This window comes from Kitasatospora papulosa, assembly GCF_000717245.1.
In the GTDB taxonomy this organism is placed as follows: Bacteria; Actinomycetota; Actinomycetes; order Streptomycetales; family Streptomycetaceae; genus Streptomyces; species Streptomyces papulosus.
In genome coordinates this window covers 116,890-143,887 of the sequence record NZ_JNYQ01000005.1, presented here as the reverse complement: position 1 = coordinate 143,887, position 26,998 = coordinate 116,890, and the positions used below count along the sequence as shown (strand labels likewise).

At 71.6% G+C, this 26,998-nt stretch carries 26 protein-coding genes, 1 tRNA gene and 1 pseudogene; 14 read left to right on the top strand and 14 right to left on the bottom strand.

Going from position 1 to position 26,998, the window contains the following annotated elements:
- Positions 1 to 68: 68 nt before the first annotated feature.
- From IA22_RS0117915 to IA22_RS0117895, 5 genes are all read left to right on the top strand, one after another.
- The gene (locus tag IA22_RS0117915; RefSeq protein ID WP_014155735.1) at positions 69 to 1,349 is read left to right on the top strand and encodes an MFS transporter; all 1,281 of its coding nucleotides are present in this window, start codon (positions 69 to 71) and stop codon (positions 1,347 to 1,349) included.
- A gap of 66 nt (positions 1,350 to 1,415) precedes the next feature.
- On the top strand, positions 1,416 to 1,754 hold the full coding sequence (locus tag IA22_RS35280) for an FmdB family zinc ribbon protein (protein WP_015577546.1): 339 nt from the start codon (positions 1,416 to 1,418) through the stop codon (positions 1,752 to 1,754).
- Between the two features lie 88 nt (positions 1,755 to 1,842).
- Positions 1,843 to 2,685: an S-methyl-5'-thioadenosine phosphorylase gene (locus IA22_RS0117905; RefSeq protein ID WP_030124158.1), complete on the top strand. Its 843-nt coding sequence runs from the start codon at positions 1,843 to 1,845 to the stop codon at positions 2,683 to 2,685.
- Between the two features lie 302 nt (positions 2,686 to 2,987).
- On the top strand, positions 2,988 to 3,548 hold the full coding sequence (locus IA22_RS0117900) for an RcpC/CpaB family pilus assembly protein (protein ID WP_014155732.1): 561 nt from the start codon (positions 2,988 to 2,990) through the stop codon (positions 3,546 to 3,548).
- A gap of 119 nt (positions 3,549 to 3,667) precedes the next feature.
- On the top strand, positions 3,668 to 4,129 hold the full coding sequence (locus IA22_RS0117895; RefSeq protein ID WP_030124157.1) for a large conductance mechanosensitive channel protein MscL: 462 nt from the start codon (positions 3,668 to 3,670) through the stop codon (positions 4,127 to 4,129).
- A 125-nt stretch (positions 4,130 to 4,254) separates the two neighbouring features.
- Here IA22_RS0117895 and IA22_RS0117890 read toward each other — a convergent pair whose 3' ends face one another.
- From IA22_RS0117890 to IA22_RS0117865, 6 genes are read right to left on the bottom strand one after another with little or no spacing between them, the layout of a single operon-like run.
- Complete coding sequence (locus tag IA22_RS0117890; protein ID WP_030124156.1) at positions 4,255 to 4,485, bottom strand: hypothetical protein; 231 nt, start codon at positions 4,483 to 4,485, stop codon at positions 4,255 to 4,257.
- Between the two features lie 21 nt (positions 4,486 to 4,506).
- Positions 4,507 to 4,911: a hypothetical protein gene (locus tag IA22_RS0117885; protein ID WP_030124155.1), complete on the bottom strand. Its 405-nt coding sequence runs from the start codon at positions 4,909 to 4,911 to the stop codon at positions 4,507 to 4,509.
- The gene (locus IA22_RS0117880; RefSeq protein WP_014155728.1) at positions 4,911 to 5,618 is read right to left on the bottom strand and encodes a QcrA and Rieske domain-containing protein; all 708 of its coding nucleotides are present in this window, start codon (positions 5,616 to 5,618) and stop codon (positions 4,911 to 4,913) included. The genes IA22_RS0117885 and IA22_RS0117880 overlap by 1 nt, the downstream gene beginning before the upstream one ends.
- Positions 5,615 to 6,217: a 4Fe-4S dicluster domain-containing protein gene (locus tag IA22_RS0117875; RefSeq protein ID WP_014155727.1), complete on the bottom strand. Its 603-nt coding sequence runs from the start codon at positions 6,215 to 6,217 to the stop codon at positions 5,615 to 5,617. The genes IA22_RS0117880 and IA22_RS0117875 overlap by 4 nt, the downstream gene beginning before the upstream one ends.
- A 7-nt stretch (positions 6,218 to 6,224) precedes the next feature.
- Positions 6,225 to 8,549: a molybdopterin oxidoreductase family protein gene (locus tag IA22_RS0117870; protein ID WP_030124154.1), complete on the bottom strand. Its 2,325-nt coding sequence runs from the start codon at positions 8,547 to 8,549 to the stop codon at positions 6,225 to 6,227.
- The gene (locus IA22_RS0117865; RefSeq protein ID WP_030124153.1) at positions 8,546 to 9,706 is read right to left on the bottom strand and encodes a hypothetical protein; all 1,161 of its coding nucleotides are present in this window, start codon (positions 9,704 to 9,706) and stop codon (positions 8,546 to 8,548) included. The genes IA22_RS0117870 and IA22_RS0117865 overlap by 4 nt, the downstream gene beginning before the upstream one ends.
- Positions 9,707 to 9,923: 217 nt before the next feature.
- Between IA22_RS0117865 and IA22_RS0117860 the strand changes: the two genes are divergently transcribed.
- Complete coding sequence (locus IA22_RS0117860) at positions 9,924 to 10,670, top strand: DUF6227 family protein (RefSeq protein WP_030124152.1); 747 nt, start codon at positions 9,924 to 9,926, stop codon at positions 10,668 to 10,670.
- A gap of 91 nt (positions 10,671 to 10,761) precedes the next feature.
- Positions 10,762 to 11,751, top strand: coding sequence for a helix-turn-helix transcriptional regulator (locus IA22_RS0117855; protein WP_030124151.1), 990 nt, complete (start codon positions 10,762 to 10,764; stop codon positions 11,749 to 11,751).
- Between the two features lie 113 nt (positions 11,752 to 11,864).
- On the opposite strand, the gene IA22_RS0117850 is transcribed toward IA22_RS0117855, so the two are convergent.
- Positions 11,865 to 12,866, bottom strand: a complete 1,002-nt coding sequence (locus tag IA22_RS0117850; protein WP_030124150.1) for a sigma-70 family RNA polymerase sigma factor — start codon at positions 12,864 to 12,866, stop codon at positions 11,865 to 11,867.
- Positions 12,867 to 13,016: 150 nt separating this feature from the next.
- Here IA22_RS0117850 and IA22_RS0117845 point away from each other — a divergent pair, with 150 nt between their 5' ends.
- The gene (locus IA22_RS0117845) at positions 13,017 to 13,595 is read left to right on the top strand and encodes a GNAT family N-acetyltransferase (RefSeq protein WP_078863267.1); all 579 of its coding nucleotides are present in this window, start codon (positions 13,017 to 13,019) and stop codon (positions 13,593 to 13,595) included.
- Here IA22_RS0117845 and IA22_RS0117840 read toward each other — a convergent pair.
- The gene (locus tag IA22_RS0117840; RefSeq protein WP_030124148.1) at positions 13,543 to 14,325 is read right to left on the bottom strand and encodes a dioxygenase family protein; all 783 of its coding nucleotides are present in this window, start codon (positions 14,323 to 14,325) and stop codon (positions 13,543 to 13,545) included. The genes IA22_RS0117845 and IA22_RS0117840 overlap by 53 nt on opposite strands.
- A 184-nt stretch (positions 14,326 to 14,509) precedes the next feature.
- Between IA22_RS0117840 and IA22_RS0117835 the strand changes: the two genes are divergently transcribed.
- Positions 14,510 to 15,022, top strand: coding sequence for a MarR family winged helix-turn-helix transcriptional regulator (locus IA22_RS0117835; protein ID WP_030124147.1), 513 nt, complete (start codon positions 14,510 to 14,512; stop codon positions 15,020 to 15,022).
- A gap of 112 nt (positions 15,023 to 15,134) precedes the next feature.
- Here IA22_RS0117835 and IA22_RS0117830 read toward each other — a convergent pair whose 3' ends face one another.
- Entirely contained in the window at positions 15,135 to 16,655 is a 1,521-nt protein-coding gene (locus IA22_RS0117830; RefSeq protein WP_015577555.1) for an MFS transporter, read from the bottom strand.
- A gap of 194 nt (positions 16,656 to 16,849) precedes the next feature.
- On the bottom strand, positions 16,850 to 17,512 hold the full coding sequence (locus tag IA22_RS0117825; RefSeq protein ID WP_014155717.1) for a TetR/AcrR family transcriptional regulator: 663 nt from the start codon (positions 17,510 to 17,512) through the stop codon (positions 16,850 to 16,852).
- A gap of 259 nt (positions 17,513 to 17,771) precedes the next feature.
- Here IA22_RS0117825 and IA22_RS0117820 point away from each other — a divergent pair, with 259 nt between their 5' ends.
- On the top strand, positions 17,772 to 19,049 hold the full coding sequence (locus IA22_RS0117820) for a M6 family metalloprotease domain-containing protein (protein ID WP_014155716.1): 1,278 nt from the start codon (positions 17,772 to 17,774) through the stop codon (positions 19,047 to 19,049).
- Positions 19,050 to 19,097: 48 nt separating this feature from the next.
- Here IA22_RS0117820 and IA22_RS0117815 read toward each other — a convergent pair whose 3' ends face one another.
- Positions 19,098 to 21,008, bottom strand: a complete 1,911-nt coding sequence (locus IA22_RS0117815; protein ID WP_245229586.1) for a class I adenylate-forming enzyme family protein — start codon at positions 21,006 to 21,008, stop codon at positions 19,098 to 19,100.
- A gap of 278 nt (positions 21,009 to 21,286) precedes the next feature.
- Here IA22_RS0117815 and IA22_RS0117810 point away from each other — a divergent pair.
- Positions 21,287 to 21,362 (top strand) — tRNA-Arg (locus tag IA22_RS0117810).
- Between the two features lie 206 nt (positions 21,363 to 21,568).
- Here the strand turns inward: IA22_RS0117810 and IA22_RS0117805 are convergent.
- Together IA22_RS0117805 and IA22_RS0117800 are read right to left on the bottom strand one after the other, a co-directional pair.
- Positions 21,569 to 22,003, bottom strand: a complete 435-nt coding sequence (locus tag IA22_RS0117805) for a hypothetical protein (protein ID WP_030124145.1) — start codon at positions 22,001 to 22,003, stop codon at positions 21,569 to 21,571.
- A gap of 319 nt (positions 22,004 to 22,322) precedes the next feature.
- On the bottom strand, positions 22,323 to 23,357 hold the full coding sequence (locus IA22_RS0117800) for a helix-turn-helix transcriptional regulator (protein WP_030124144.1): 1,035 nt from the start codon (positions 23,355 to 23,357) through the stop codon (positions 22,323 to 22,325).
- A 139-nt stretch (positions 23,358 to 23,496) separates the two neighbouring features.
- Here IA22_RS0117800 and IA22_RS0117795 point away from each other — a divergent pair, with 139 nt between their 5' ends.
- Both IA22_RS0117795 and IA22_RS0117790 read left to right on the top strand, forming a co-directional pair.
- Positions 23,497 to 23,919, top strand: a complete 423-nt coding sequence (locus tag IA22_RS0117795; protein ID WP_014155687.1) for a VOC family protein — start codon at positions 23,497 to 23,499, stop codon at positions 23,917 to 23,919.
- Between the two features lie 105 nt (positions 23,920 to 24,024).
- Positions 24,025 to 25,161: a winged helix DNA-binding domain-containing protein gene (locus IA22_RS0117790; RefSeq protein WP_030124143.1), complete on the top strand. Its 1,137-nt coding sequence runs from the start codon at positions 24,025 to 24,027 to the stop codon at positions 25,159 to 25,161.
- 98 nt (positions 25,162 to 25,259) lie between these two features.
- Here the strand turns inward: IA22_RS0117790 and IA22_RS34135 are convergent.
- Positions 25,260 to 26,145, bottom strand: a pseudogene (locus IA22_RS34135) (aminoglycoside phosphotransferase family protein).
- Positions 26,146 to 26,230: 85 nt separating this feature from the next.
- On the opposite strand from IA22_RS34135, the gene IA22_RS0117780 reads away from it, so the two are divergent.
- Positions 26,231 to 26,983 (top strand): ATP-grasp domain-containing protein, encoded by a 753-nt coding sequence (locus IA22_RS0117780; protein ID WP_030124142.1) that lies wholly within the window; start codon positions 26,231 to 26,233, stop codon positions 26,981 to 26,983.
- The last annotated feature ends 15 nt before the right edge of the window (positions 26,984 to 26,998 follow it).

The window sequence follows — 26,998 nt, the reverse complement described above, 5'->3', positions numbered from 1 at the left end:
CCGCACGTCCCGCACCCCGGTGCGGCACACCGGGAACACGGCCACCAGGCGGCAGAAAGGCATGGACCGTGGCGTCCACGGTCTCCGACCGCCCCGGTTACGGGCAGTTGCTGCGCACCCCGGGTGCGTGGACCTTCCTCCTCCCGGGCTTCGCCGCCCGGCAGCCCTTCGCGATGCTGACCATCGGCATCGTGCTCCTGGTCCAGCACACCACCGGCTCGTACGGCAGCGCGGGTGCCGTGGCCGCCGTCTCCGGTGTTTCCATGGCCCTGTTCGCGCCGCAGAGCGGCAGGCTCGCCGACCGGTTCGGCCAGCGCGCCGTGCTGGTGCCCGGCGTCCTGGTGCACGGGGCGGCCGTCGGCACCCTCACCGCGCTCGCCCTCGCGGACGCGCCCCTGTGGGCGCTGTTCCTGGCCGCGGTGCCCACCGGGGCCTCCATCCCGCAGGTCGGGCCCATGGTGCGCGCCCGCTGGGCGGCCCTGCTCGGCGCCGCGCCGGGTCGTCCCGCCTCCCCGCTGATGTCCACGGCCGCGGCCTTCGAGTCCGTGACGGACGAGTTCACGTTCGTCATCGGCCCGGTGCTCGCGACGGCGCTGTGCACCGGCGTGCACCCGGCGGCCGGACTGGTCGCCGAGGCGGCTCTGACGCTGCTGGGCGGCGTACTGTTCGCGGCCCAGCGTTCCACCCAGCCCGCACCCAACGGCGCCGCCACGGCGTCCGAGCCGCACCGGTCGGCGCTCGCCGTGCCCGGCGTGCGGGTGCTCGCGGTCACGTTCCTGGGCATCGGATCCGTCTTCGGCGGCATGCAGGTCTCGCTGACGGCCTTCTCCGAGGAGATCGGCCGGCCCGGCGTGAACGGACTGCTGTACGGGGTCTTCGCGGCCGGCAACATGCTGGCCGGCATCGCCTGCGGCGCCGTCGCGTGGAAGATCAGCCCGCGCCGCCGGCTGGTCGTCGGCTACGTGGCCCTGACACTGACAGCGTCCGGCTTGTGGGCCGTGCACTCCGTTCCGCTGCTGGCGGGACTCGGCCTGCTGGTCGGCCTGTGCATCGCTCCCGCACTGATCAGCGGCTACACCCTGGTCGAGGCGCTGGTGCCGGCGTCCGCCAGGACCGAGGCCTTCACCTGGCTGACCGGGGCCGTGGCACTCGGTCAGGCGGCGGCCGTCACGGTGGCCGGACAGCTCGCCGACGCCCACGGCGCGAGCACCGGTTTCGTGGTCCCGCTGGCCGGCACGGCACTGGCCCTGGTGACCCTGCTGGCCCTGCGTTCACGGCTGACGCCGCGGGCCCCGGGACGGACGGTGGCACGTGGGATCGGTCACCGCGAGCCGGTCACGGTGGACTGATCGCTCGGAATACGTCAGTATGGAACGTCGTTAGCACTCACTGAGTGAGAGTGCCAGGAGGAGCAAGTGCCGACCTATCAGTACCAGTGCACCGAGTGCGGCGAGGGCCTCGAAGCGGTGCAGAAGTTCACCGATGATGCCCTGACCGTGTGCCCGAACTGCGAGGGACGCCTCAAGAAGGTGTTCTCGGCCGTCGGCATCGTCTTCAAGGGATCCGGTTTCTACCGGAACGACAGCCGCGGCTCCTCGTCGAGCAGCACGCCGGCCACGTCGTCCTCCAAGGCGTCCGACTCGTCCACCGGGTCGGCCTCGTCGAAGACGGACTCCAAGCCCGCCGCTTCCGCGTCGTCCTCGGCCTCCTCCTCGGCTTCCACGTCGTCGTCGAGCGGCAGCTCGGCCGCCTGAGGCGGCTCGGACACCACACGTTCCACCCGGACCCCGCCGATCGACTCGGCGGGGTCCCGGTCGTGCCCGCCCGGTTAGTGTGACCCGCATGGTGAACGCAGACACAGCGGAAATCGGTGTCATCGGCGGATCGGGTTTCTACTCCTTCCTCGACGACGTGACCGAGGTCAAGGTCGACACCCCCTACGGGGAACCGAGCGACTCCCTCTTCCTGGGTGAACTCGCGGGCCGCCGGGTGGCTTTCCTCCCGCGTCACGGCCGCGGCCACCACCTCCCTCCGCACCGGATCAACTACCGCGCCAACCTCTGGGCGCTGCGCTCCGTCGGCGTACGCCAGGTGCTCGGTCCCTGTGCGGTCGGCGGTCTCCGGCCGGAGTACGGACCGGGCACCCTGCTGGTACCGGACCAGATGGTCGACCGCACCAAGGCCCGCGCCCAGACGTTCTACGACGGTGAACCGTGGGCCGACGGGACCCGGCCCAACGTGGTGCACCTCGGCTTCGCCGACCCGTACTGCCCCGGGGGACGCAAGGCGGCCCTGGCGGCGGCACGCGGACGCGACTGGGAGCCGGTGGACGGTGGAACCCTGGTCGTCGTCGAGGGCCCGCGCTTCTCGACCCGCGCGGAGTCACGCTGGCACGCGGCGATGGGCTGGTCGGTCGTCGGGATGACCGGCCACCCGGAGGCGGTGCTCGCCCGCGAACTGAACCTCTGCTACACGACGTTGACGCTGGTGACCGATCTCGACGCCGGGGCCGAGGCCGGCGAGGGCGTCAGCCACGCGGAGGTGCTGGAGGTGTTCGCTGCGAATGTGGACCGGCTGCGGTCGGTGCTCTTCGACGCGGTGGCCGCCCTGCCCGCGAACGAGGACCGCGACTGCGTCTGCGCGCACGCGCTGGACGGGCTCGACACGGGGATCACGCTGCCGTAGCCACGTCCTGGCGGGGGTGGGCCCTGCGGGGGTGTGACCTGCTGGGCCCGATCGGCGGGGTGGCGGTGGTGCGGCCGGGTTCGTCTCCCGTACGGGTGGCCGGGTTTTCCACATCCTGTGCGCTGTCCACAGGCATCAGCGGGTTTTCCGAGCAGGGTGGATCGTGAGGGGAGTCCGGCGGGTCGGCCCGCCGGACTCCCCTCACGCGTTCCCCGGCGGTTCCTCGCGGCTCTCGCGCCTCCTCGCGCGATTCCCCGTGCGGATGCGCCCGGGGATCGCCCTCACGGCAGGTGGTGCTGGCCATGTTCCCGTCCATGCCCGATACACGTCCCGCGCCTCCCGCCCCGTGCGGTGTCCCGCCCTTCGGGCCGCTGCGGGTGCGGGGCGGTGGTGGCCGACGGCTCCGGCGGGCCTTGCGCGGACAACGCAGGGCGCTGGCCGCCGGGTTCGCGCTGGCCTCCGCCGTGCTCGCGCTCTCGGGGCCGGGCGGCGAGAAGGGCGCGCTCGCCACCGCAGGGGGCGGGCCACCGGGGCCCGAGCGGCCGGCGGCCCGGCTGGTGTCCGCCCCGGTGCGGATCGCGGACGCGGCGACGGTCGGGCTGCTGCGGCCCGGTGACCGCGTCGATGTGATCGCCGCGGTCGAGGGGGACGCGGAGGCCAGGGTGGTGGCACGCGACGTCCGGGTGGCCGAGGTCCCGCGCGGTGCGGGGGCCGGGAGGGCCCCGTTCCCGGACGCGGGCGGCCCGGCGGACGCCGGGAGCGGGGCCCTGGTGGTCCTGTCCGTCGAGCGGAGGACCGCGGCGGCGCTGGCGGGGGCCGGTGCCTCGGGGCGGCTCGCGGTGGCGGTGTCCCATGCCGAATAGAACAGGTATCGCCTCAACTCACCCGTCGGGCGTACCGGATTGGACACTGCCGTCCTCTGCCGCCTTATGTGGCCGGGCAGTTCACTCCCCCCACGGCGCGTACAGAGGAAGGCTCACCTGTGAGCGAGAAGAAGGCCGGCCTGCTGGAGGGTTTCAAAGCCTTCCTGACGCGGGGCAATGTGATCGGCCTCGCGGTCGCCGTCGTGATCGGCGCCGCGTTCACGAACGTGGTGAACGCGGTCGTGAAGGGACTCATCAATCCGGTGGTCGGCGCCTTCGGTACCCAGGACCTGGAGAGGTACACGTCGTGTCTCCGCAGTCCCTGCGTCGTGGACCCGGAGACCGGCAGGACGGACGGCATCGAGATCCTGTGGGGCTCGGTGCTCAGCGCCACCCTCAGCTTCCTGATCACCGGTGCCGTCGTCTACTTCCTGCTGGTGCTGCCGATGGCGAGGTACCTCGCCCGACGGGCGGCCGCCCAAGCGGCGAAGGAGGGGGTCCAGGAGACGTTGGAGGTGAGCGAACTGGAGGTGCTGAAGGAGATCCGGGACGCACTGGTCGACCGGCCCGGCCACGCGTAGCGGGACCGGAGGCAGGCCCGCCGGGGCCGGCTGCGGCCCGTCGGCGGCACGGGCGGGCGCGACGGAGTCGCGGTCAGGCCCGCCCTGGCACGGGACCAGTGGGCCCGGAACGCCACCGGTGGCTGTCAGACGTGGTGAGGCGGCTTCTCGTCGAGGAAGCGCGCGAGGTCGGCGGCGGCGCCGCCGCCGGCGGGAGCCCGCTCACCCCACCCCTGGTCCGTGTCGTCCGAGGACTGCCTGTCCAGCGGATCATCGAAGATCAGAGCCGGAGGCTTGGACCCGGGCTTCCGGGTCGGCCGCTGCTGCGGCTGCGACGGCTTCGGTTCTCGCGGTCCGGGGGCGGGGGCGGTACTCATGTCTCCAGGGTACGGCCGGGCTCAGCGGTCCTTCGGATCGAGCAGCCACAGGCCCAGCACGACCAGGAACGACAGGCACAGGAACCCGGCGCCCCACCAGGCGGTTCCGGTGTCGCCCTCCATCCACACGTTCACGACCTCCGTGAGCGCCCACAGCTGGCCGATGACGACGCTCAGGGCCAGCATCAGCCGGGCCGTGAGCTTCGCGGAGCGCTCGGGTTCCTGCTCCGAGCCCGCCCCCGGGCCCGGACCGGTGTGGCGCACGCGCGGATCGGCGTACCCGCTGGTGGGCCGGATCTGGGGGTAGCGCTCGTGCAGGGGCCGGTTCAGTTCGGGACGCGCGCTTCCCGGGTGGTAGTCGGGATAGGCGGTCCCGGCGGGGTCGGGGGGCCGCGGCGGCTCGACCGGCTCCAGGGGCTCGGTCATCACCGCCCTCCCGTGGCCGTGCCGTCGGGGGCGGCCGGCGCGGAGGGGACCGGCGCGGGCGGTGCCTCGGCGCCGCCTCCGGTGCCGGGGCAGCCGATCCGGGTGGCGAGATCGGGGCGGTCCTGGCGGAGCTGCCGGCACAGCCCTTCCTCGACGCTCTCGCCGGAGCGGGTGGTGCCGACGGCCCAGATACTGCCGTCCTCGAGCTCGGTCATCACCACCTTGGGCAGTCCGCGGGGCGGTGGGCCCGCGGTGACCTCACCGGTGCGCGCGTCGAAGACGCCCTCGTGACAGGGACAGTAGAGCTCGCCCTCCGTACCGCGGTCCTTGCGCCAGAGCACGGCGCAGGCCAGGTGGGTGCAGACCGCGGAGTAGCCGACGAGCGTGCCGTCGTCCATCCGCACGGCGACCGCCCGGTCCTCGTCCCCGGGATAGCGGAAGGCGAGGGACTCCCCCGGCAGCAGCTGCGCGGCGATCCGCTTCGGGGCCGGAGCCTTCCCGTCCTCCGTCTCGCCGTGCCGGTGGAGGATGCCGCCCGCCACGGCCAGACCGCCCACGGCGAGACCGCCGGAGACCGTGGCGACGATCCGGAGGTAGTCGCGCCGGGTGGTCAGCGAGTCGGCGCCGATCCTGTCGTGCAGGGCTTCACGGGGGTCGTTGCCGGAACCGTTGTCCGGGCCCGGCTGCTGCTGTTCGGTGACGCTCATCGGCGGACGTCCTTCCCGTTGATCTCGACGACGGGAAGGCCGCCCGGTACCGGCCACTGGACCCGTTCCGCGGGCACGACCATGGCCACGCCGGTGCGGACCTCGCTCTCGCCGAAGACGAAGGTGTCGGCGACCTGCACACCGGGGCGTTCCGCCTGGAGTTCCTCGAGGGTGCCGTAGTAGAGCGCTCCGGTCGGGCAGACGGTGGCGCACATGGGGGCGAGCCCGTAGGCGGTGCGGTCGTAGCAGAGGTTGCACTTCATCTGCAGCTTCGCCTGGAGGTCGATCTTCGGGACGCCGAAGGGGCACGCGTTCACACAGTTGGCGCAGCCGATGCAGCGGGTGGTGTCGGCCTGCTGCACGACGCCGTCGGCGGTGACGAGGATCGCGTCGGCCGGGCAGACCTCCGCGCAGGGGGCGACCGGATCCTCGCAGTGCATGCAGACCGTGGGAAGGGAGGCGACGGACGACCCCTCGTCGGTGTAGTCGAGGTGGATCATCGACTTGCCGCGGTGCGAGTCGCATTCACGGCAGGCGGATACGCAGGCCTGACAGCCGATGCAGCGGCCCGGGTCGATGAAGATCGTTCTGCCCATCATCCGGGGATCAGCTCCTTTCCGAGGTGCCGCGGCCCTGCGGGGCCGTGGGCGGCAGCGGGTCGGTGCGGGAGACCTGGGTCTCGGGGTAGGCGACGTGGCCGGGTGCGACGGGCGGCGCGGGCACCTCGTCGATCGCCGCGGCGTGCTCGATGCGGCAGGCGCAGACCTTGTACTCGGGAATCTTGGAGCGCGGGTCGAGGGCGTCGATGGTGAGGGCGTTGGCCGCTGTCGGGACGGGCCAGTGGTAGGGGATGAACACCGTGTCGGGCCGGATCGCCTCGGTCACCAGCGCGGGGAAGACCTCGCTGCCCCGCCGGGTGACGACGCGTACGGGTTCGCCGTTGCGGAATCCGTGCGAGGGGTGGACCTCGGCCCAGGGGCGTGGGGTCTGTTCGACGAGGGCTCCCAGCCGGCGGGTCTGGTTGCCGGAGAGGAAGTGGGCGACGGTCCGTCCGGTGGTCAGCGTCATGGGGTGCTCGTCGTCGTACGGGTCGGCCGGGGGATGCCACTCGACGACCTGCATGTGGATCCTGCCGTCCGCGTGGTAGGTCGTGCCGTCCTCGAACAGCCGGGGAGTGCCGGGGTGATCGGTGGACGGGCAGGGCCAGGAGATTCCGCCGGTCTCCTCCAGCCGCTCGTAGGTGATGCCGGAGTAGTCGATGACGGTGCCTGCGGAGGCCCGGCGGAGCTCGTCGAAGACGTCGCGGGAGCCGCCGAACGCGAATTTGTCCCCGGCCCCGAGACGGCGGGCGATCTCGCACATCACCCAGGTGTCGGTACGCACCCCGGCGGGCGATTCCTGCGCCTTGTTGTGCTTGACGACCCGGGCCTCGGCGTTGGCCATCACCCCTTCGTCCTCGGCCCAGATGGTGACAGGGAAGACGACGTGCGCGTTGGCCGCGGTCTCGGAGAGGAAGAAGTCGAACTGGGCGTGGAACTCGGTGGTGTCGTACCCCTCCTTGACCACGGCGTAGTTGGGGAGCGAGACGAAGGGGTTGTTGCAGATGCCGATGAGCCCGCGGATCTCCCGGCGCTGCATCTGCCAGACCATTTCCATCATCGAGGTCCCCGCGGCCGGGAGTTCCGACTCCTCGATGCCCCAGACCTCGCAGATCTGCCGCCGGTGCTCCTCGTTGAGGATGGAGCGCCCGCCGGGGAGGAGGTCGGCCTTCTGGCCGTGCTCGCGGCCTCCCTGGCCGTTGCCCTGCCCCGTGAGGGTGCCGTAGCCGGCGCCCGGCTTGCCGATGTGGCCGGTGGCGGTACAGAGGTTGATCACGCTGAGGCAGTTCTCCACGCCCTGCGTGTGGTGTTCGATGCCCCGGGCGTGGAAGGCCATGGCCTTGGGCGCGCGGGCGAAGGCGCGGGCGACCTGGACGATCTGCTCCGCGGGGACGCCGCAGATCCCGGCGGCCCGGGACGGGGGGTACTGGGCGACGTTGGCCCTGACCTCCTCCCAGCCGGTCGCGTGGGCCGCGAGGTAGGCCTCGTCGGTGAGGCCCTCCTCGACGACCACGTTCAGCACGGAGTTGAAGAACGCCGAGTCGGTTCCCGACTTGAGGGCCACGTGGATGTCGGCGGTGCGCGCGACCGCCGTCTCACGCGGATCGATCACGATCAGTGTGGCGCCGCGGTCGCGGGCTCCCCAGACGTACTGGGTCAGCACCGGGAAGCACTCGCCGACGTTGGCCCCGGCGAGCAGCAGGCAGTCGGTGAGCAGGATGTCGGAGAACGGGTTGCCGGCCCGGTCGATGTTGAAGGCGAGCTTGTTGGCACCGGCGGCGCTCACCATGCAGAGCCGGCCGTTGTAGTCGACGTGCCTGGTCTTCAGCGCGACCCGGGCGAACTTTCCGACCAGGTACGTCTTCTCCGAGAAGAGGCTCGCCCCTCCGAGTACGCCGAAGGCGTCACGCCCGTGCGCCTGCTGGATGCGCTCGATCTCCGAGACGGTGAAGTCGAGTGCCTCGTCCCACGAGACCTCCCGCAGTTCCTCGTCCCGGGAACGCCGCATGAGGGGCGCGGTGAGCCGGTCCGGGTGGTTGACCTGCTGGTAGGCGTTGATGCCCTTGGGGCAGAGCCGCATGCGGTTGATGTCGTGGTTGCGGGGCTCCACTCCGAAGACCTTCCCGCCGTGGTCCACACGGAGGTACATCCCGCACTGGACGCCGCAGAAGCAGCAGTGCGTGGGGACGAGCGTCTCGCCGTTCTGGTCGGCGTGCCACCGGTCGGCCGGGATGCCGCCCGCGTCCCGGAACCCGCGGGTCCCGGGCGGCGCGAGCGAGGGATCGAGGGGGACGACCGTACGGCCGTCGGCTGCGCGTGGGTCCGCGGTCACTTGAAGCCCTTCTTGACCTGGGTGAGATAGGCGTTGCCGCGCAGCACGCGCTTGCAGCGCGGGCAGTATTCGGCCCATGCGTCGAAGCCGAGTTCCAGGTCCTGCATGGTTCCGCGCAGGTTCTCGACGTACGGGCCGGTGTCGATGGCTTCACCGCAGCGGCGGCAGGCGAAGACCTCGTCGTCCTGGCGGTCGGTGTACTTGAAGAGCTGCATGCCGACCGCCGCCGGGCGCTGCACGATGTGGAAGAACTTCCCGAACGGGATGTAGATCAGGGTGAAGACCACCGAGACCATGTGGAGGATCGCCAGGAACTCGTAGCCGCCGCCGTGCAGGAAGACCGAGGAGAAGGTGAGCAGCAGACCCGTCACCGAGATGATGATCAGGGCGAGCAGCGGCACCATGTCGTAGGCGAACCGCTGTCCGGTGATGGCCCCGCGGTCCTTCATCCGGCGCCAGAGGAAGTACGAGGCGCCGGGGATGACCAGCACCGCGGCGATGTCCAGGCCGTGGAACATCACCCAGCCGACGAAGTTCAGCGAGTCGAAGCCGAGGATCTTGATTCCCCAGACGCGCATCTCGTAGCCGGGCCCCGAGCCGCTGCCCGAGGTGAAGGTGAACCAGCCCCAGGTGAGGGGGAAGGTGATCAGCGCGGCGAGGACGCAGCCCCAGAAGATCAGCTGGTGCGCGGCCCAGCGCGCGTGGGAGCGGGCTCCGAGGAATTTCTGGAGGCCCAGATAGGTGGCGATCATCTTCGGCAGCGCGGTGGGCGTCCTGCGGAAGTTCTCGGCCGAGAACAGGCTGCTCCAGCCTTTCCCGAAGAGCCGTCGGGCGCCGGGGGCGGAGACCCAGACCGTGTAGCGGTAGGCGACGCCGAAGGCGAGGAAGACGGTGGCGACGGCGTACGGCAGCAGCGCCGAGTCGAAGTCGTGCAGCAGGCGGCTGCCGAACACGATGGCGAGGATCAGCAGGCCCGAGACGACGGCACCCGCCAGGGTCGCACGACCCGAGACGGACCGGGGCAGGTGCCGGACGGCCCTCGCGACGACGGAGGGTTCCTCCTCTGAGGGCCGGCCGTGCGGGCCGCCGGACGTTCCGGTGCGGGCGCCGGGTGCGGACTGCTCGGCCGCGGCGGGCGGCTCTGGTGGCTCGGTCACCCGGCCACCGTAGGAGTGAGAAGGGCGCTTGGTCCCGTTATGCGACTCGATGGTGTGTCCGCGTAGCCCAAGTGGCCCGCACCCCGTGGAGGCGGGCCCGGCGGGAACTTTGCGCCTGCGCCGTACGTTTTTCGCGAACCCCGGTCACGATGTCAGACCCAGGGACTACGTTATGCACGCATCAGGTAACACGCGGCAACGGCCTGGAGACAGCACCTTGAGCGATCCGTACGAGACAACCGAGCAGCACCTCGAGCGACTCCTGCGATGCGCCCTCAACTCCTTCGACCTCTCCGACACCACGGTCGACCGGCTCGGGACGGCCCTGGCACACAGCAGCGCCCTGCACTCTTCCCACCACAGCTCCGTGCTGCACCGCGAGACCTACCGGCACAGCTACCTGCTCTCGGACGGCACCACGCTGACCCTGTGGGAGCTGGTGCACGGGGGAGGCAAGGACGTCCCCTCCCCCCGCCGCCACGAGCTGTACGACGACGAGGGCGACGCCCAGCTCGCCGCCTCGCGCCTCGCCGGCAGCCACTGGGACACCCCCGCCCTCGGTGACGACAGCCTGCGGGACGACCTGGAGGCGCTCACCCTGCTGATGAGTGTCCCTCCGGCGCCCCTCCCCCGCACGTACGCCCCGGACAATTCGGCGGACCACGCCCGCCGGGTCCTGCGCCGCGCGGAGAACGGCGACCGGCCGGGCGCCGCGACAGCCGACCGGCTCCGGGCCGCCTTCGCCCACCACATCACGCAGGTGTTCGGCCGCCAGTACCGCGTCGACGGGCGGGACGCCGGCTTCACGCTCTACGAGCACGCCTTCCTCCTGCTGGACGGCAGCGAGACGAGCCTGTGGGAGGTCGAGCACACGGCCACACCCGACGGCCGTCACATGTGCGAGGTCTACGACGACGAGCAGGCGGCGCGCCTGGCCATGGAGGACCGTACCCGGATCTGCTGATCCCGTCCGGGTGCCGTCGGCCCGCGCGCGGGAGCGACGGATCTCTCCATCAGGCCGGATCCTGGCCTGATGGGAGGGCATCCTGTGACCCATGACGGACACCCCGGCACGACTCCTGCGTCTGCTGTCGCTCCTCCAGACCCCGAGGGAATGGCCGGGCAGCGAGCTGGCCGGCCGCCTGGAGGTCAGCCCGCGCACCATCCGCCGGGACATCGACCGGCTCCGGGACCTCGGCTATCCCGTCGAGGCCTCGCGCGGCTCGGTCGGTGGCTACCGGCTGGTCGCCGGCACCGCCATGCCGCCTCTCCTCCTGGACGACGAGGAGGCGGTCGCCATCGCGGTGGGTCTGCGGGCGGGGGCCGGGCACGCCATCGAAGGGGTCGACGAGGCGTCCGTACGGGCCCTGGCCAAGCTGGAACAGGTCCTCCCGGCACGGCTGCGGCACCGGGTCTCCTCCCTGCAGAACGCCACCGTGCCCCTCACCCGCGGCGACGGCGCGACCATCGACCCGCGGACGCTCACGGTGATCGCCTCGGCCGTCACCTCTCGCGAACGGCTGCGCTTCGGCTACCTGGCCGGGGACGGCGCCGCGTCGAAGCGGCAGGCCGAGCCGTACCGGCTGGTGAGCACCGGCAGCCGCTGGTACCTGGTCGCCTACGACCTGGACCGCGAGGACTGGCGCACCTTCCGGGTGGACCGGGTGAGTGAGCCGTTCGCCACCGGGGCCCGTTTCGCCCCGCGCGAGCTGCCCGCCGGGGGAGAGGACGGTGCGGAGCTCCTCGCCCGGTCGATGTCCCGGCTCCAGCCGGAGCTGCACATCGACGTGACGTTCGAGGCGGCGGCCGACGTCGTGGCGGCCCGGCTGCCGGCGGAGCTCGGCGCACTGGAGCCGAGCGGTGAGCACAGCTGCCGGCTGCGCACGGCCTCCAGGAGCTCCGTGGAGTGGGTGGCGCTGCGGCTCGCCCTGGTGGGCTGCGCGTTCGAGGCGCTCGGGCCGCCGGAGCTGGTGGAGCACCTCGGAGTCCTGGGCGACCGTCTCTCGCGTGCCGCGTCACGCCCTTCGGCGGCGGGCCGGACATGAATGAGCCCCGGCGCCGGGGGGGGTGGGCGCCGGGACTCAGCTCAGGGGACCGGTAGGAACCGGTCGTCGGGCCGGTGCGAACCGGCTTGACGGTGAGATTACGGGTTATCGGCTCACGCCGCAGCGTCAAAGCCCGTGTCGTGAGCCATTCGCTTCAATTCGAGCAATGCGTGCTTCTCGATCTGCCGGATCCGCTCCCGGGTCAGACCGTGCTGCTTGCCCACCTCGGTGAGGGTGCGCTCACGGCCGTCCTCGATTCCGTAACGCATCTTGATGATGGACGCGGTGCGGTTGTCGAGCTTGCCGATCAGGTCCTCGAGCTCCTCGCTCCGCAGCAAGGTCATCACGGACTGCTCGGGCGAGATGGCGGACGTGTCCTCCAGCAGGTCACCGAACTGGGTGTCGCCGTCGTCGTCCACGGACATGTTCAGGCTGACCGGGTCACGGGCCCAGTCCAGGACGTTGCCCACGCGCTCCGCGTTGGTGTCCAGCTCGGTGGCGATCTCCGCGTGCTCCGGGTCACGGCCGTGCTCGCGGTTGAACTCGCGCTGCACCCGCCGGATCCTGCCGAGCTCCTCCACGAGGTGGACGGGGAGCCGGATCGTGCGGGACTGGTCGGCGATGGAACGGGTGATGGCCTGCCGGATCCACCAGGTCGCGTACGTCGAGAACTTGAAGCCCTTGGCGTAGTCGAACTTCTCGACCGCGCGCACCAGGCCGGCGTTCCCTTCCTGGATCAGGTCGAGGAGGGGCAGACCCGCCCTCGGGTAGCGCCTGGCCACGGCAACGACGAGTCGGAGGTTGGAGCGGATGAATATGTCCTTGGCGCGCTCGCTCTCGGCGACCAGCGCCTCCAGCTCCTCACGCTTCGCACCGCCGGCGTCACTCTCCACGACACCGTCGAGTATCTGCTGGGCGAAGACGCCCGCCTCGATCGTCTGGGAGAGCTCGACCTCCTTGGCGGCGTCGAGCAGCGGTGTGCGAGCGATCTCGTCCAGGTACATGCCGACCAGGTCGCGATCGGCGATCTCCCCGCCCACGGCGCGAACACTGCTTGCCCGGTCGGTCCCGCCGGTGCTGGCGGACGAACGACGAGCGACGGCACGGGTTGCCATGCGAGCTCCCTTGCTGAGTAGGTCGCGACACCCTCCCGGGTGCCCTGCATCCGATGGAAACAACGACTGGAATCCGGACAGAATTCCCACGGGGACCATTCACTTTCGAGATCATGCAGTACCCTGTCGCCTCCCACGGGAGGACAGATAGTGCAGATACCCACAGAACTGCAGGTCAGGCCCGGAGTGGAGGCCGACCTCGAGGCCCTTACGGACATCTACAACCATTACGTCCGTGAGACCGTGCTCACCTTCGACACGGTCGCGTTCACCCCGGAGGAGCGACTGCCCTGGTTGCGCTCCCACCCGGAAGACGGCCCCCACCGGCTCCTGGTTGCTCTGGACCCTGGTACCCGGCAGAACGCGCCGCATGTCCTCGGATATGCCACCAGCAGCCCGTACCGCCCGAAGGCGGCGTACAGCACATCGGTCGAGGTGAGCGTGTACTGCGCCCCGGGCGCCACGGGCCGCGGCGTCGGCACCCTTCTCTACAAGGCTCTGTTCGAGGCTCTGGCCGACGAGGACCTCCACCGCGCCTACGCCGCGATCGCCCTGCCCAACGAACCGTCGGTCCGGCTGCACGAGGCATTCGGCTTCCGCCTCGTCGGGACGTACGGGGAAGTGGGCCGCAAGTTCGGCCGCTACCTGGACGTCTCCTGGTACGAGATGCCCCTGCTCAGCCGAACTGCACCGAGCGCTTCGCCAGACCCATCCAGAAGCCGTCGATGACGCTGCGGCCCTGATCGAGCTCAGCCTCGGCCGCGCCGAGCGTGACGAAAAGCGGCGCGAAGTGCTCCGTGCGCGGGTGGGCCAGCCTGCCGGCCGGTGAGGCGTGCTCGAAGTCCAGCAGGGAGTCGATGTCCTGGGCCTGGAGCGCCTGGTGCCCCCAGTCGTCGAACTCCGCCGACCAGCCGGGGGTCCCGCCGCCGGCGTGCCGCAGCGCCGCCAGGTTGTGCGTGAAGAAGCCGCTCCCGACGATCAGCACACCCTCGTCCCGCAGCGGGGCGAGCTTGCGCCCGATGGCCATCAGCTCCTGCGGGTCGAGTGTCGGCATCGAGATCTGGAGGACGGGGATGTCGGCCTCCGGGAACATCTCGACCAGCGGCACGTAGGCACCGTGGTCGAGGCCGCGGTCGGGGATGTCCTGGACCGGGGTTCCCGCTCCGCGCAGCAGCTTGCGGACGTCGTCCGCGAGCTTCGGTGCCCCCGGGGCGCCGTACCGGACCTGGTAGTAGTGCTCGGGGAAGCCCCAGAAGTCGTAGACGAGCGGCACGGTCTCGGTGGCGCCGAGGGCGAGCGGGGCCTCCTCCCAGTGCGCGGAGACCATCAGGATCGCCTTGGGGCGGGGCAGCCCCGCCGACCAGGCGGCGAGCTCCGCGGGCCAGACCGGGTCATCGGCGAGCGGCGGCGCGCCGTGGGAGAGATAGAGGGCGGGCATACGTTCCACTGCGGCTGTCATGACACTCCCATTCCTCTGCCGATCAAGGTATGTGTGTTCTCTACAGCTACCGAGGAACGGGCATCTGTACGAGCACCTGGGATTCGGCGGATCGGCTCTTCGGATCCGAATCATTGAATCTTCAAGCTCCAACTACCAGAGACCTTAGCTCTATCTAGTTCAACTTTCAAGAAAAGGTCGTACAGTGGAGTACATGACCACGGCATCAACCGGCGGGCCCCGGTGGCTCACCGACGAAGAGCAGGGCGTGTGGCAGGCGTACCTCCACGCCACCACGCTCATGGAGGATCACCTCGACCGCCAGTTGCAGCGCGACGCCGGAATGCCGCACACCTACTACGGCCTGCTGGTGCAGCTCTCCCGGGCGCCCGGCCGCCAGAAGCGCATGACGGAGCTGGCCAAGGACGCCAAGATCACCCGTTCCCGCCTCTCGCACGCGGTCGCCCGGCTGGAGAAGAACGGCTGGGTCCGTCGCGAGGACTGCCCCTCCGACAAGCGCGGCCAGAACGCGGTCCTCACCGACGAGGGCCAGGACATGCTGACGCGGTCCGCACCGGGGCACGTCGAGGCGGTGCGGCAGGCGATCTTCGCCCGGCTCAGCCCTCAGCAGGTGAAGAGCCTCGGCGAGATCATGCAGGTCATCGCCGGCGGCCTTCAGCCGGAGGACACGGACGCGGATCTGCCCTGGCTCCGCTGAGCGGAGACCAGGGCAGAAACGCCGTGCCCGGCGTCGAAGGCCGTCGGGCGGCACGCCCGACGGCCCGGCGCCGGACCGGTCACCCGGCCCGGCGCACCGTTCGGTGGACGACTCAGTGGGCGACGACCGGGATCTTGAACTCGTCCTCGACCCCGTCGGCCAGGTCCCCCGAACCGGTTGCCGCACCGGTGCCCGGGCGGCCCGTGTTGATCAGCGTCACCGCGATCGCCGAGGCGACGACCAGGATGCCGACCGCCCACCAGATGGCGGAGGCGAAGCCGCTGACCATGGCCTGGAGCTGCAGCAGCTTCGGGTCGGCCGCACCGGCCGCGTGGTCGGCGATGTAGGCGGTGGTGGCACCGGCGGCGATCGTGTTGAGCAGCGCCGTGCCGATGGCACCGCCGACCTGCTGCGAGGTGTTCACCATCGCGGAGGCCACACCCGCGTCACGCGGCTCGATGCCGTGCGTGGCCAGCGACATGGCCGGCATGAACGCCGTACCCATACCCAGACCCAGCAGCAGCTGGCCCGGCAGGATGACGGCGGCGTAGGAGGTGTCGATGTCCAGCTGGGTCAGCAGCAGCATGCCGATGGCCGCCACCAGGAAGCCGGGGCCCATCAGCAGCCGCGGCGGGACCCGCGTCATCAGCCGCGCGCCGATCTGGGTGGAGCCGGTGATCATGCCGGCGATCATCGGCAGGAACGCGAAGCCGGTCTTGACCGGTGTGTACCCCTTGACCACCTGCAGGTAGTAGGTGAGGAAGAGGAAGAGCCCGAACATCGCGATGATGGCGAGCCCCAGCGAGAGGTAGACCCCTCCGCGGTTGCGCTCGGTCAGGACGCGCAGCGGCAGCAGCGGGGACTTCACCCGCGACTCGGTGACGACGAAGGCCAGCAGCAGCAGACCTGCGGCGACGAACATGCCGATGGTCAGCGAGTCCGACCAGCCGGCCGACTCGGCGCGGGTGAAGCCGTACACCAGGGACACCAGGCCCAGCGTGGACAGGACGACACCGGGGATGTCGAGCGGGGAGCGGTTGCGGCCACCGGCCGGCTCCCGGATGACGAAGTACGCGCCCGCCGCGGCGATCACGGCGAACGGGATGTTGACGAAGAACGTCCAGCGCCAGTTCAGGTACTCGGTGAGGAATCCGCCCAGGATCAGGCCGACCGCGCCACCGCCACCGGCGATGGCTCCGTAGATGCCGAAGGCCTTGGCGCGCTCCTTGGCGTCGGTGAACATCACCGCGAGCAGCGAGAGGGCGGCCGGTGCGAGCAAGGCCCCGAAGACACCCTGCAGGGCGCGGGAGCCGAACATCATGGCCTGTCCGGTGGCGGCACCACCGAGCGCGGAGGCCAGGGCGAAGCCGATCAGGCCGACCAGGAAGGTCCGCTTCCGGCCCCAGAGGTCGGCGATGCGCCCACCGAAGAGCAGGAGCCCGCCGAACGCGAGCGCGTACGCGGTGATGACCCACTGCTTGTTGCCGTCGGAGATGCCCAGGTCCGTCTGGGCCGACGGCAGGGCGATGTTCACGATGGTCGCGTCGAGCACGACCATCAGCTGGGCGAGGGCGATGAAGGCCAGCGCTTTCCAGCGGCTGGGATCCGGGAGGGTACCGGCTGTTTTCGACATGGGACTAGCCACCTAGGGACACGAGAGCTTGCGGATTCGGCGGACGGGACGCGGACGGGCCCGTGTACGGAGCCGAAAAAGGGCGGGCTGAACCGGCGGCCGGACCTCTGTGTCAGGGCCGAGCCGGATTCATGGGGCGGGTGCGGGCCGCAGGGGGCCGTGGGTCTGTGGGTCGGTTCTCCGGTGCGCGGGCGTCAGGCCCCTGCGCGCAGGTCCTCCAAGGTCGCCGCCGATCCCGGCAGCTCGGAGCGGGCCGGGGATTCCAGACCGTCCAGGAAGAGCTGCAGATGGCGATGGGTGAACCGGTCGATGTGCAGGCAGGCGATGCCGGGCAGCGGCCGGGTGAGCTGGGAGAGGGCGACGAGCACGTCACCGACGGCGATGTCGGTGCGCAGCCTCCCTGCGGACTTGGCACGCTCCACGAGTCCCTCGACGGCCTCTTCGAGGCGACGGCGCTCGCTGAGCAGTTCGGGGTGGTCGGTGTCGAAACCGCCGGACAGCATCGGGCACAGGGCGCCGATCCGTTCGTCGGCCGCCGCGTGCACGAAGCGGCTGAGCGCGGCGAAGGGGTCGGCCTCGGCCTCTACGGCCTCCTCCAACCGGTCGGTGGTGCGGGACGTGACGGCGAGGACGACCTCATGGATCAGCGCGGCACGGTCGGGGAAGTTCCGGTAGAGCGTGGCATTGCCGACCCCGGCCCTGCGTGCGACCTCGTCGAGCGGCACGTCCGGCCCGAACTCGACGAACATCTCGCGCGCGGCCGTCACGATGCGCTCCCTGTTGCGCAACGCGTCGGCCCGCGGACGGGGCGTGCGACGCGATGCGGCGCAGGCGGCGGTCTCGACGGCGGATTCCACGACCAGGCCCTTCCCTCCGGTGCGTACGGACCCTCGGGGAAACCGGGGACCGTGTCCCCGTTTCGCGGGAACACAGATACAAACGGGGAGAGGGTCCCCGGTTATTTCACGCCTCGATGTGACCTGCGCCACAAACCGGAAGGGCGCAGAAATCCCCCTATCGGCGCACCCAGCGAGCGGTCGCCCACGACCCGGCACAGGCTGATCGCCAGAGCGCAGTCAGAGCCGGCCGGCTGCCGCGGACCGAAGGCGACGCCCTATGCAGCAGCCCCGCCACCGGATACGCGGACAACGCCGCCCCCTCGCCCTCGCCGGAGCGACGGCCCTGGTCATCGCGACGATGGCATCGGCCAGCAGCACCCTCCCCGTCGCCAGCCGCGCCTCCGCCGGGCCGGTCGCCACGCCACGGGGAACCGGCCTCGCGCCGTGCCGGATACCCACGGCCATGGGCGTGCAGATGTCGGAGGGGGTGCCGACTCCCCCGGGCTACGCGCGCTCCACCGGCCGGATCAGAGCCCTCAACCTGATGGTCGACTTCCCCGACGCGGAGGCGAAGGAGCCGGCGGCGGACCGGCTCGCGGAATTCTTCCCGCAGACCTCCGACTGGTTCCGCACCAGCTCCTACGGCCGGCTCACCTACACGCCCGAGGCACCCGTGAAGGACTGGCTCCGGATGCCGCTCCCGTTCTCCGAGTACGGGATAGAACGCGGCTCACCGTACGAACCGGGCTACCGCAAGATGGTCAAGGACCTCGTGACCGTCGCCGACCCGAAAGTCGACTTCTCCGAGTACGACCTGGTCAACGTGCTGGTCACCCCCAACGCCGGACCCTCCGCGCTCGACACCGTCCTGTCCGTGACCTTCTCCGGCAACGACGACGCACCCTCCGCCGACGGCGTCCCGCTCGCCAACACGTCCTTCGTCTACAGCCGCCAGGACGACGGCTCGGGCTCCTACGCCGAAACCGGCTACCGGGTCCTCCCCCACGAGAACGGCCACGTCTTCGGGCTGCCCGACCTCTACACCATGGAGGGCGGCGGCTCAGTGGGGCACTGGGACATCATGTCCGAGGACTGGGGGGCCAACAACGACCTGCTGGGCTGGCACAAGTGGAAACTCGGCTGGCTGGACAACGACCAGGTCAGCTGCGCCGCCATGCCCGGAACCAGCGAACACGTCCTGGAGCCGCTGGCCACGACGGGCGGCCCGAAGCTGGTCTTCGTACCGGTGAGCGCCCAGTCCGGCTACGCGGTGGAGGTGCGGACCGCGGACGGCAACGACGAAGCCGTCTGCCGGCCCGGCGTGCTCATCTACAAGGTGAGCTCCGACGTGGACACCGGGCAGGGCCCCGTCGCCGTCGAGGACAGCACCGAGGACAGCGGCGGATGCACCCGTCGTCCGAACGTCCACACCGAGCTATCCGACGCCCCGTTCGAACCCGGCGAGACGTTCACCGACCGGGCCGACGGCATACGGATATCGGTGCTCGAGAAGAACCCCGACGGGGACTACCGGGTACGCGTCACCCGGCCGTGAAGCCGGCGCCGCCCGGTCGATCCTGCCCGGCAGGGGGCAGCCACGTGGTCACTCCCGACCGGCAGGGGGGCCACCGGGCGGGTGCTCCTGAGCGGCAGGGGGTCCACCGGGCGAGCGCTCCTGAGCGGCAGGGGGGCCACCGGGCGGGCATTCCCGGACCGTGCCGCGCAGCTCCCGCTTGAGGATCTTGCCCGTCGCGTTCCGGGGCAGCGGCTCCCGCGTCACCCTCACATGGGCCGGAACCTTGAACGCGGCCAGCCTCCGGCCCACGTGGGCCCGCAGCGCGTCCGCCGTGACGACGGCACCCGGACGCACCCTCACCACGGCCGCGACCTCCTCCCCCAGCACCGGATGCGGGACGCCGAGCACCGCCGCGTCCTCGACGTCGGGATGGTCGTGCAGCACGGCCTCGACCTCCACGCAGTACACGTTCTCGCCGCCCCGGATCACCATGTCCTTGAGCCGGTCGACGACGTACACCCGCCCGTCCCGCACGACGGCGAGATCCCCCGTACGGAACCAGCCGCCGGTGAACGCCACGGCCGTCGCCGCCGCGTCGCGCCAGTAACCACGGATCAGGGACTGGCCGCGCAGCAACAGCTCGCCGGCCTCACCGTCGGGCAGTGCCTCGCCCGCGGGACCGGCGATCCGCACCTCGGTGACCGGCGTCGGGGTGCCGACGGAGTCCGGATGCTCCCGGTAGCCGGCACCGAAGTTGGCCAGTACGCCGCCGCTGGTCTCGGTCAGCCCGTAGCCGTTGCGCGGCTCGATCCGCTCGCCGTACCGGGCCGTGAGCCGCGCGACCAGGTCCGGAGGAGCCGCAGCCCCGCCCGTGTTCAGCCCCTTCAGACCCTCCAGACCGTCGCCCGCGCGCTCCGCCGCCGCGAGCAGCTCGAGCGCGGTGGCGGGGACGCCCGCATAGTGGGTGACCCCGTGCCGCCGGATCAGCCGGAGCGCCTCGTCGGCGTTCCACTTCGGCATCAGGACGAGGGTGCCGCCCGCCGACATCGCCGCGTACAGGCTGGTGAACGCCGCGACGTGGAAGAACGGGAACGTCATCAGGGTGACCGGAGCCGGCCCCTGCCCGGGGATGACACCACGGCCCAGCGCGGAGGCAGCCGCCTGGTAGCGCGGATTGAGGGCAGCGCCCGCGTGCGCGAGATGGGTGGCCACAGCCCCCTTGGGCCGCCCCGTCGTGCCGGAGGTGTAGATGATCGTGGCATCGTCCTCGGGCCGGACCTCGACATCGGGCGGCGCCGCCCAAGGATCGGGCTCCGGAAGGTCCACGTAACGCTCGGCGCCGGGCGGCACCTTGCCCGGGCCTCCCTCGTCTCCCTCGTCTCCCTCGTCTCCCGCGTCTCCCTCGTCTCCCGCGTCTCCCGCGTCTCCCGCGTCTCCCGCGTCTCCCCCGTCTCCCGCGTCGTGGAAGACGAGGAGGCGCGCCCCTGCTTTCCTGCCCCACTCGGCCACCTTCGGCACCTGCTCACCGTCGACCAGCAGCACCTTCGGCTCGCAGTCGTCGAGGGCATGTCCGAACTCCCCCTCGGTCCACCACGTGTTGAGCGGCACGGCGACGAGCCCGGCCAGCTGCACCGCCCAGAAGGCGATCTGCCACTCGGGGTGATTACGCATCGCCACCACGGCGCGGTCACCGGGGCGGAGTCCGTACGTCTCGGTGAGACGGCAGGCCAGAGCGGAGGCCGCGGCGAAGAACTCACCGTACGAGCAACTGCGTTCACCCGAGACGAGGAACGGCTGGTCGCCGAACGCCCAGGTGGTCTCGACGAACTCCCGCAGCGTGCGGGGGCCGTTGACGTAGACGAGAGGGCCGTGCTCGGCACGCTCCACGGCGAACGGAGCGCCCGGAGCGGTGAGCGACGCCTCGATACGGGCGCGGTCCCCTTCGCTGGGGGCGCGGTCCGCCGGGTCCGACGAACGGCTGGGATCGGTGTGCGGCACGATCGGCCTCTCCACGTGCTGGCTCAGCGGCCCGGCGACGCTATGCCCGCACCGGGACCCCGTCAAGGCGACCGCGCCGCAGCTCGCACCGGCACCCCCCAGTCGCGGCTGGGCATGCCACCTCCCCACACAACCCTCCGGGCTCCGAGCGACCACCCGCTACACTGTCACCGGTGAGGCGGCCGTCGTCGGCCGCACCACGACGACACTGCTGGAATCCAGCTGCCCGAGACCACGGCCACCGCCGGGCCCTCGGACACGGGACCCGGCAGATCCCTGCCTTCGTAGCTCAGGGGATAGAGCACCGCTCTCCTAAAGCGGGTGTCGCAGGTTCGAATCCTGCCGGGGGCACCAGTTCAGAAGGGGCCCGCCTCCGGATTTCCGGAGGCGGGCCCCTTCTGGCATCTCCGTCCGACATCGACGCGGCCCATGGCTTCGCGCTGCGTGTCCTGAACGCCATGCGTGTGGACGACAGGACGGCTTGCCCCACGAGTACGAGCGCGAGCGCGGCAGCCGCGTCCTGTTACCTGCACCCGCGTGCGCGAGCCCGTGCGGGACGGTCATTCCGCCATGGGCAGGGCCGCCGCTATCGCGTTCCGTTCCTTCCGTCCGAGCAGCGGGAACACGATCTTCAGGCCCTGTTCGCGGTCCGGGGAGGAGACGATGAAGGAGGAGTTGAGCACGCGCTCCTTGACCTCGGTACGCACGAGGCCGGCGCGGGGAATCGTCATCAGGTGCTCTTCCGGCCGGGCGAAGGTCGGGTTGGCGCGGAAGATGAAGATGCGCCTGCCGGTCATCGCCAGGTACATGGGGGTCGGCACCGGGACCACGGCCATTCCGCCACCGCTCACGATCGCGGAGGCGACCGCGAACGCCGCGGTCCGGCGTACCGACACCGACTTCAGGTTGACGATGGTCGCCACCTCGACCTGCTCACCAGGTTCGAGCATGGGATCGATGGCGGCCAGCAGCAAGCGACGGCGCTTCCCGTTCACGGGGTTCTCCTGCACGTTCGGTCTCGACCGGGCGGATGGTCCCGCCCGGGATGCGGCAGCCCGCCGCCGGGCGGGGTGCAGGTGGTCGCAGTCCGAGGAACAGCCGCGGGCCGGACTCCCTCGCGAGATCCGGTCGGCGTGAGCTGTCGGCACACTTTGCCATACGAACCCCGGCGGTCTCCCACCGTGTCGGCCGGGGCCCACCGGCGGGGGCCGCGGGTGGAAGCTGTTCAGGACGTTTGCACGGCGCCGGTCGGGGTCGCACGGGGCAGCGATGTCCGAAATCACTGCGTGGGTACCGGGGCCTGGACCGATCCGGTCAGGCCGGGGCCGGTCCCGTCGAGGCTGCGGCGGACGCGTAGCGAGCGGCGAGTTCGGCGAAGGCGTCGGTCAGTTGCGGTGGCCCCTCGACGTGGATCGCCGTGCCGAAGTGGCCGAGCGTGGCGGCGAGTCCGGTCCACGACCAGGAGCCGAGGGTGAGACGGCAGCGTTCGGGGCCGAGTTCCTCGACGATGCCGTCCTGCGCGTAGGGGGCCACGGCCTCTGCGGGGAGGTCCAGGACGACCTGACCGCGGCAGGGCCAGTCGGCGCTGGAACCGTCAATCCCACGGAACCGGCCCGTGACGAACACGGCCACGTCCCCGCCGGGGATCTCGCGCGGGGTGAAGCGCGGGCCGGTGGGGGTGCGGGGGCGCAGACGGTCGACGCGGAAGGTCCGCCAGTCGTCACGGTCGAGGTCCCAGGCGAGCAGGTACCAGCGGCCGCGCCACGCGACGAGGTGGTGCGGCTGCGTCCGGCGGGGTGGTCCGGCGTCGGCAGCCGCCTGGGCGGGATCGGCCCGGGCCGACACGGGCTCGGTCCCGTAGTCGAAGCGCAGCTCCTCCCGGGCGCGGATGACGCGGCCCAGTTCCATGAGGACCTCCGTGCCCGCCGGGGACGCCTCGTCGTTCCCCGGCGTCCGTACCGCGGTCACCCGCAGCATGTCGACGCGTCGGCGCAGGCGCGGGGGCATGACCTGGCGGACCGTGGCCAGGGCGCGCGCCGCGTCCTCGCCGATCGCGCCGTCGCCCGCCACGGACCGGAGGGCCAGGGCCAGGGCGACGGCCTGACCGTCGTCGAACAGCAGTGGGGGCAGTTGCGAGCCGGCGTCCAGGCGGTAGCCGCCCGAGGGCCCCTTGAAGGCGCGGATCGGGTAGCCCAGTTCCCGGAGCCGGTCGATGTCCCGTCGCACCGTGCGCGGGGTGATGTCGAGTCGCTCGGCGAGGTCGTCACCGGACCAGTCGCGGTGCGCCTGGAGCAGCGACAGCAGCGCGAGCAGCCGGGAGGACGTCTTCTGCGGGGCCATGGTCTTCATTCTGCCCGCAGTGGAGGACACAACCTGTCCGCTACCGGTGGAAGGGTGGGCTTCGCGCCCTCCGGGGAGGCCGAGACCTCAGGGGAGGCACAGCCCACCCGGCGGTGCACCTCGACGAACAGCAGGCAAGGAGAAGATCATGTCCATCACGACCACCACCCACCTGAACTTCCGGGGCGACGCCCGGGCGGCGCTGGACCACTACCGGTCCGTCTTCGGAGGGCGGGTCACCGCCGTCACGTACAAGGACACGGGCGACGTGCGGAACGAGAGCGAGGCGGACTGGCTGGTGTGGGGCGAGGTGGTGGGCGACGACGGGTTCCACGTCATGGCCTACGACGTCCCGTCGTCGCTGCCCTGGTCCCAGGGCGACCGGCCGTTCTTCGTGTCCGTGCGCGGGGACGACGCGGACGAGATCGGCGCCCTGTGGCAGGGGCTGGTGGTGGGCTCGACGGTGGTCCAGCCCCTGGCACCGTCGCAGTGGGCGCCGCTGTACGGCATGCTCACCGACCGCTTCGGCGTGACCTGGGTCCTGGACGTGGCTGTCCCGTACAACGGCTGACCCTCGTCCGACACGGAGCACAGGAGGAAGGGAGACAGTCCGCGTGCGGAATCGACAGCTCGGGCGTTGCGGCACCGAGGCAGGCACCCCACGGCGGCCAGGCCCATGACCGTACTCGGGGCGCGGGACCTCAACCGCGCCACTCTGGCCCGTCAGTACCTGCTCGACCGGACGACCACGCCGGTCAAGGAGACGGTGGCACACCTCTGCGGTCTGCAGGCCCAGGAACCGCAGGAGCCCTTCACCGGCCTGTGGTCGAGGCTGTACGCCTTCACACCCGACCGGCTCGACCGGGCGCTGACGGACCGGCAGGTCGTACGCACGCATCTGATGCGCCGCACCGTGCATCTGGTCACGGACGACGACGCGCTCGCCTGGCGGGCCCGTCACGACACCATGCTGCGCCAGCGGGTGCTGGCCACCTACCGGCGTGAGCTCGCCGATGTCGACCTCGACGCACTCGCCGCGGCCGGGCGGGCCGTCATGGCCGACCGGCGGCCCCGCACCATGGCCGAGCTCGTCGACGCCGTACAGGGCGGCCGGCCCGGTCCGCCCCGCCGTGCCCTGGGGGAACTCCTCGTCGCCGGCCTCGTCCCGATGGCCCAACTGCCCCCGCGCGGCCTGTGGCAGACGAAGGGCGGCGTGCGGAATCTTCCCCTGGCCACCTGGCTCGGACGGGATGTCGCCCCGCTGCCCGACGAAGGAGACGAGGGGCACGGGGGCGACCAGGGCCACGAGGACCCGGTCGGGCAGCAGTTGGTACGCCGCTATCTCGCCGCCTACGGGCCCGCCGCCACCGCCGACATCCGCGCGTGGAGCGGTGTGGCGGGTCTCCCCGCGGCGGTCCGGGCCCTCCGGGACGAGCTGGTCACCTTCCGGGACGAGCGCGGCCGGGTCCTGCTCGACCTGCCGGACGCACCCCGCCCGTCCCCGGACACACCCGCCCCCGTCCGGTTCCTCCCGGCCTTCGACAACGCGATCCTCGGCTACCAGGACCGCGGCCGCATCATCGACGACGCCCACCTCGGTCTGTCCGTCGCGGGTCTTCGCGCGGTGCTCGTCGACGGGCGCGTCGCCGCCACCTGGACGACGGACGGCCGGCGGCTCCTCGTCGCCCCCTTGCGGTCCCTCTCCGCCCCCGAGCAGGAGGCCGTCCGGGAGGAGGGCCATGATCTGGCCGTCTTCCTCGACCGGGGAATCGACCGGGTGGACATCACGGCCGTCCGGGCGGCCATCGGCTGAGCGGGCGGACATCAGGGTCGTTCAGGCGGCCACCGGCCGAGCGGGTGGACATCACGGCCGTCCGGGCGGCCACCGGCTGAGCGGCGGTCCGGCAGCGGTCACCCCGCGCTGCCGGACCGCTCCGGCTCCTCCAGGATCTCCCCGATCACATGCCGTGCGATCCCCGCCATCACCGGGTTCGACGTCCGGTAGGACGACAGCTCCATCAGCGCGACGGACAGGGCCCAGCCCCGTGCCCGCGCCCACATCGCCGGGTCCGCCCCCACCCGCGTACGGAGGATCCGCCTCGGCCCGGGCGGCAGCAGGTACCAGCCCGCGATCAGGTCGACCGCGGGGTCGGCGAGCCCCATGCAGCCGAAGTCGATGACCGCGCCGAGCCGGCCGCCCGAGACCAGGACGTTGCCGGGCTGGAGATCGCCGTGGACCCATACCGGCGGGCCCTGCGGTCCGGGGGCGCGCAGGGCGTCGGACCAGACGGCCGCCGCCGTCGCCGTGTCGATGACGCCGTCGAGCGCGGCGAGGGCCGCCCGGGTCTCCGTGTCCCGTGCGGCCAGGGGTTCGCTGCGGTAGGCGGGCGGCCCGTCGGTGGGGTCGACGCGGCGCAGCGCGAGGACGAACTCCGCGATGTCCCCGGCCATTCGGCGCTCCCCGAGCCTGCGGCCGGGTTGTCGCCGTCGATCCAGCGGCAGACCGACCAGGACCACGGGTAGCCCTCGGCGGGGACCCCCTCGGCCAGGGGGACGGGCACGGTCACGGGCAGGCCGCGGGCGAGGCGCGGAAGCCAGTGGCGCTCCGTCACCACGTCCCGCGAGCCGCCTCGGCGCGGGGCAGCCGCACGACCAGGTCCGTTCCCAGCCGGTAGATGGCGTTGACCGTCCCGTGGGAGCCGACCCGTTCGACGGGAAGGCCGGCCCAGGCGGGGAACTGCGCGGCGAGCAGGCGCTGGACGAGCGCCGCGTCGGTGGTCGTCCCGTCGGCGTGCATCCGGCCCATGCAAGCCGAACCGGCACCGCTTGTCGAGCGAAATCCGGTGGGCCGGCGCGCCCACGCTGCGGCAGGATCCATGTCCATGCGCCTCGTGCTCCCGCCCCGTCTCACCGCCTCCGCCCGGATCCTCCGCGACACCGCCCGGCGGCGCGGTCTGCGCATCACGCAGCTGCCGGACGGCACGGTGCCCGGGGAGCTTCCCGACGGGGACGCGCACCTGCACGCCGGCCCGTCCTTCGCCGACGCCGTGGCGCCCGCGCTGGGCATCGCGCCGCTCGAAGCCCCCGCCGACTGGCTGGCCCGGCTTCCCGCCGCGTTCGTCCGGCGCGAGGTCCGTGCCGTACCCATCCGCGAGGCGTACGCGCTGCGCCGGCCGGTCTTCGCCAAGTCGCCGAACGACAAGAGCATCCCCGCGCTGGTCTACGCCGACGGCTCGCGGCTGCCCGGCCCGGACGCGGTCGATCCGGACACGGTGGTCCTGGTCAGCGACGTCACCGTCTTCGACACGGAGTACCGGCTGTACCTGCTCGACGGGCAGGTCCTCACCGGCAGCCGGTACGCCGCGTCGGGACGGCTCGATCTGGCCCCTCTGTCCGCCTCGGCGCGGGCCTTCGGCTCGGAGCTGCTCGCCGCCGCCGGGCATACCCTGCCCTCCGCGATCGTCGTCGACGTCGGAACCACCGACGCCGGGCATTGGGCGGTGGTGGAGGCCAACGCCGCCTGGGCGAGCGGCTGTTACCACTCCGACCCGGAGTGCGCCCTGGACGTCGTCCTCAGGGCCGCCGGGCCGCGCGCGCAGGTGACGGAACGCGACGCCGCATTCGTACGGGGATGACGCGGGCGCGGGGCG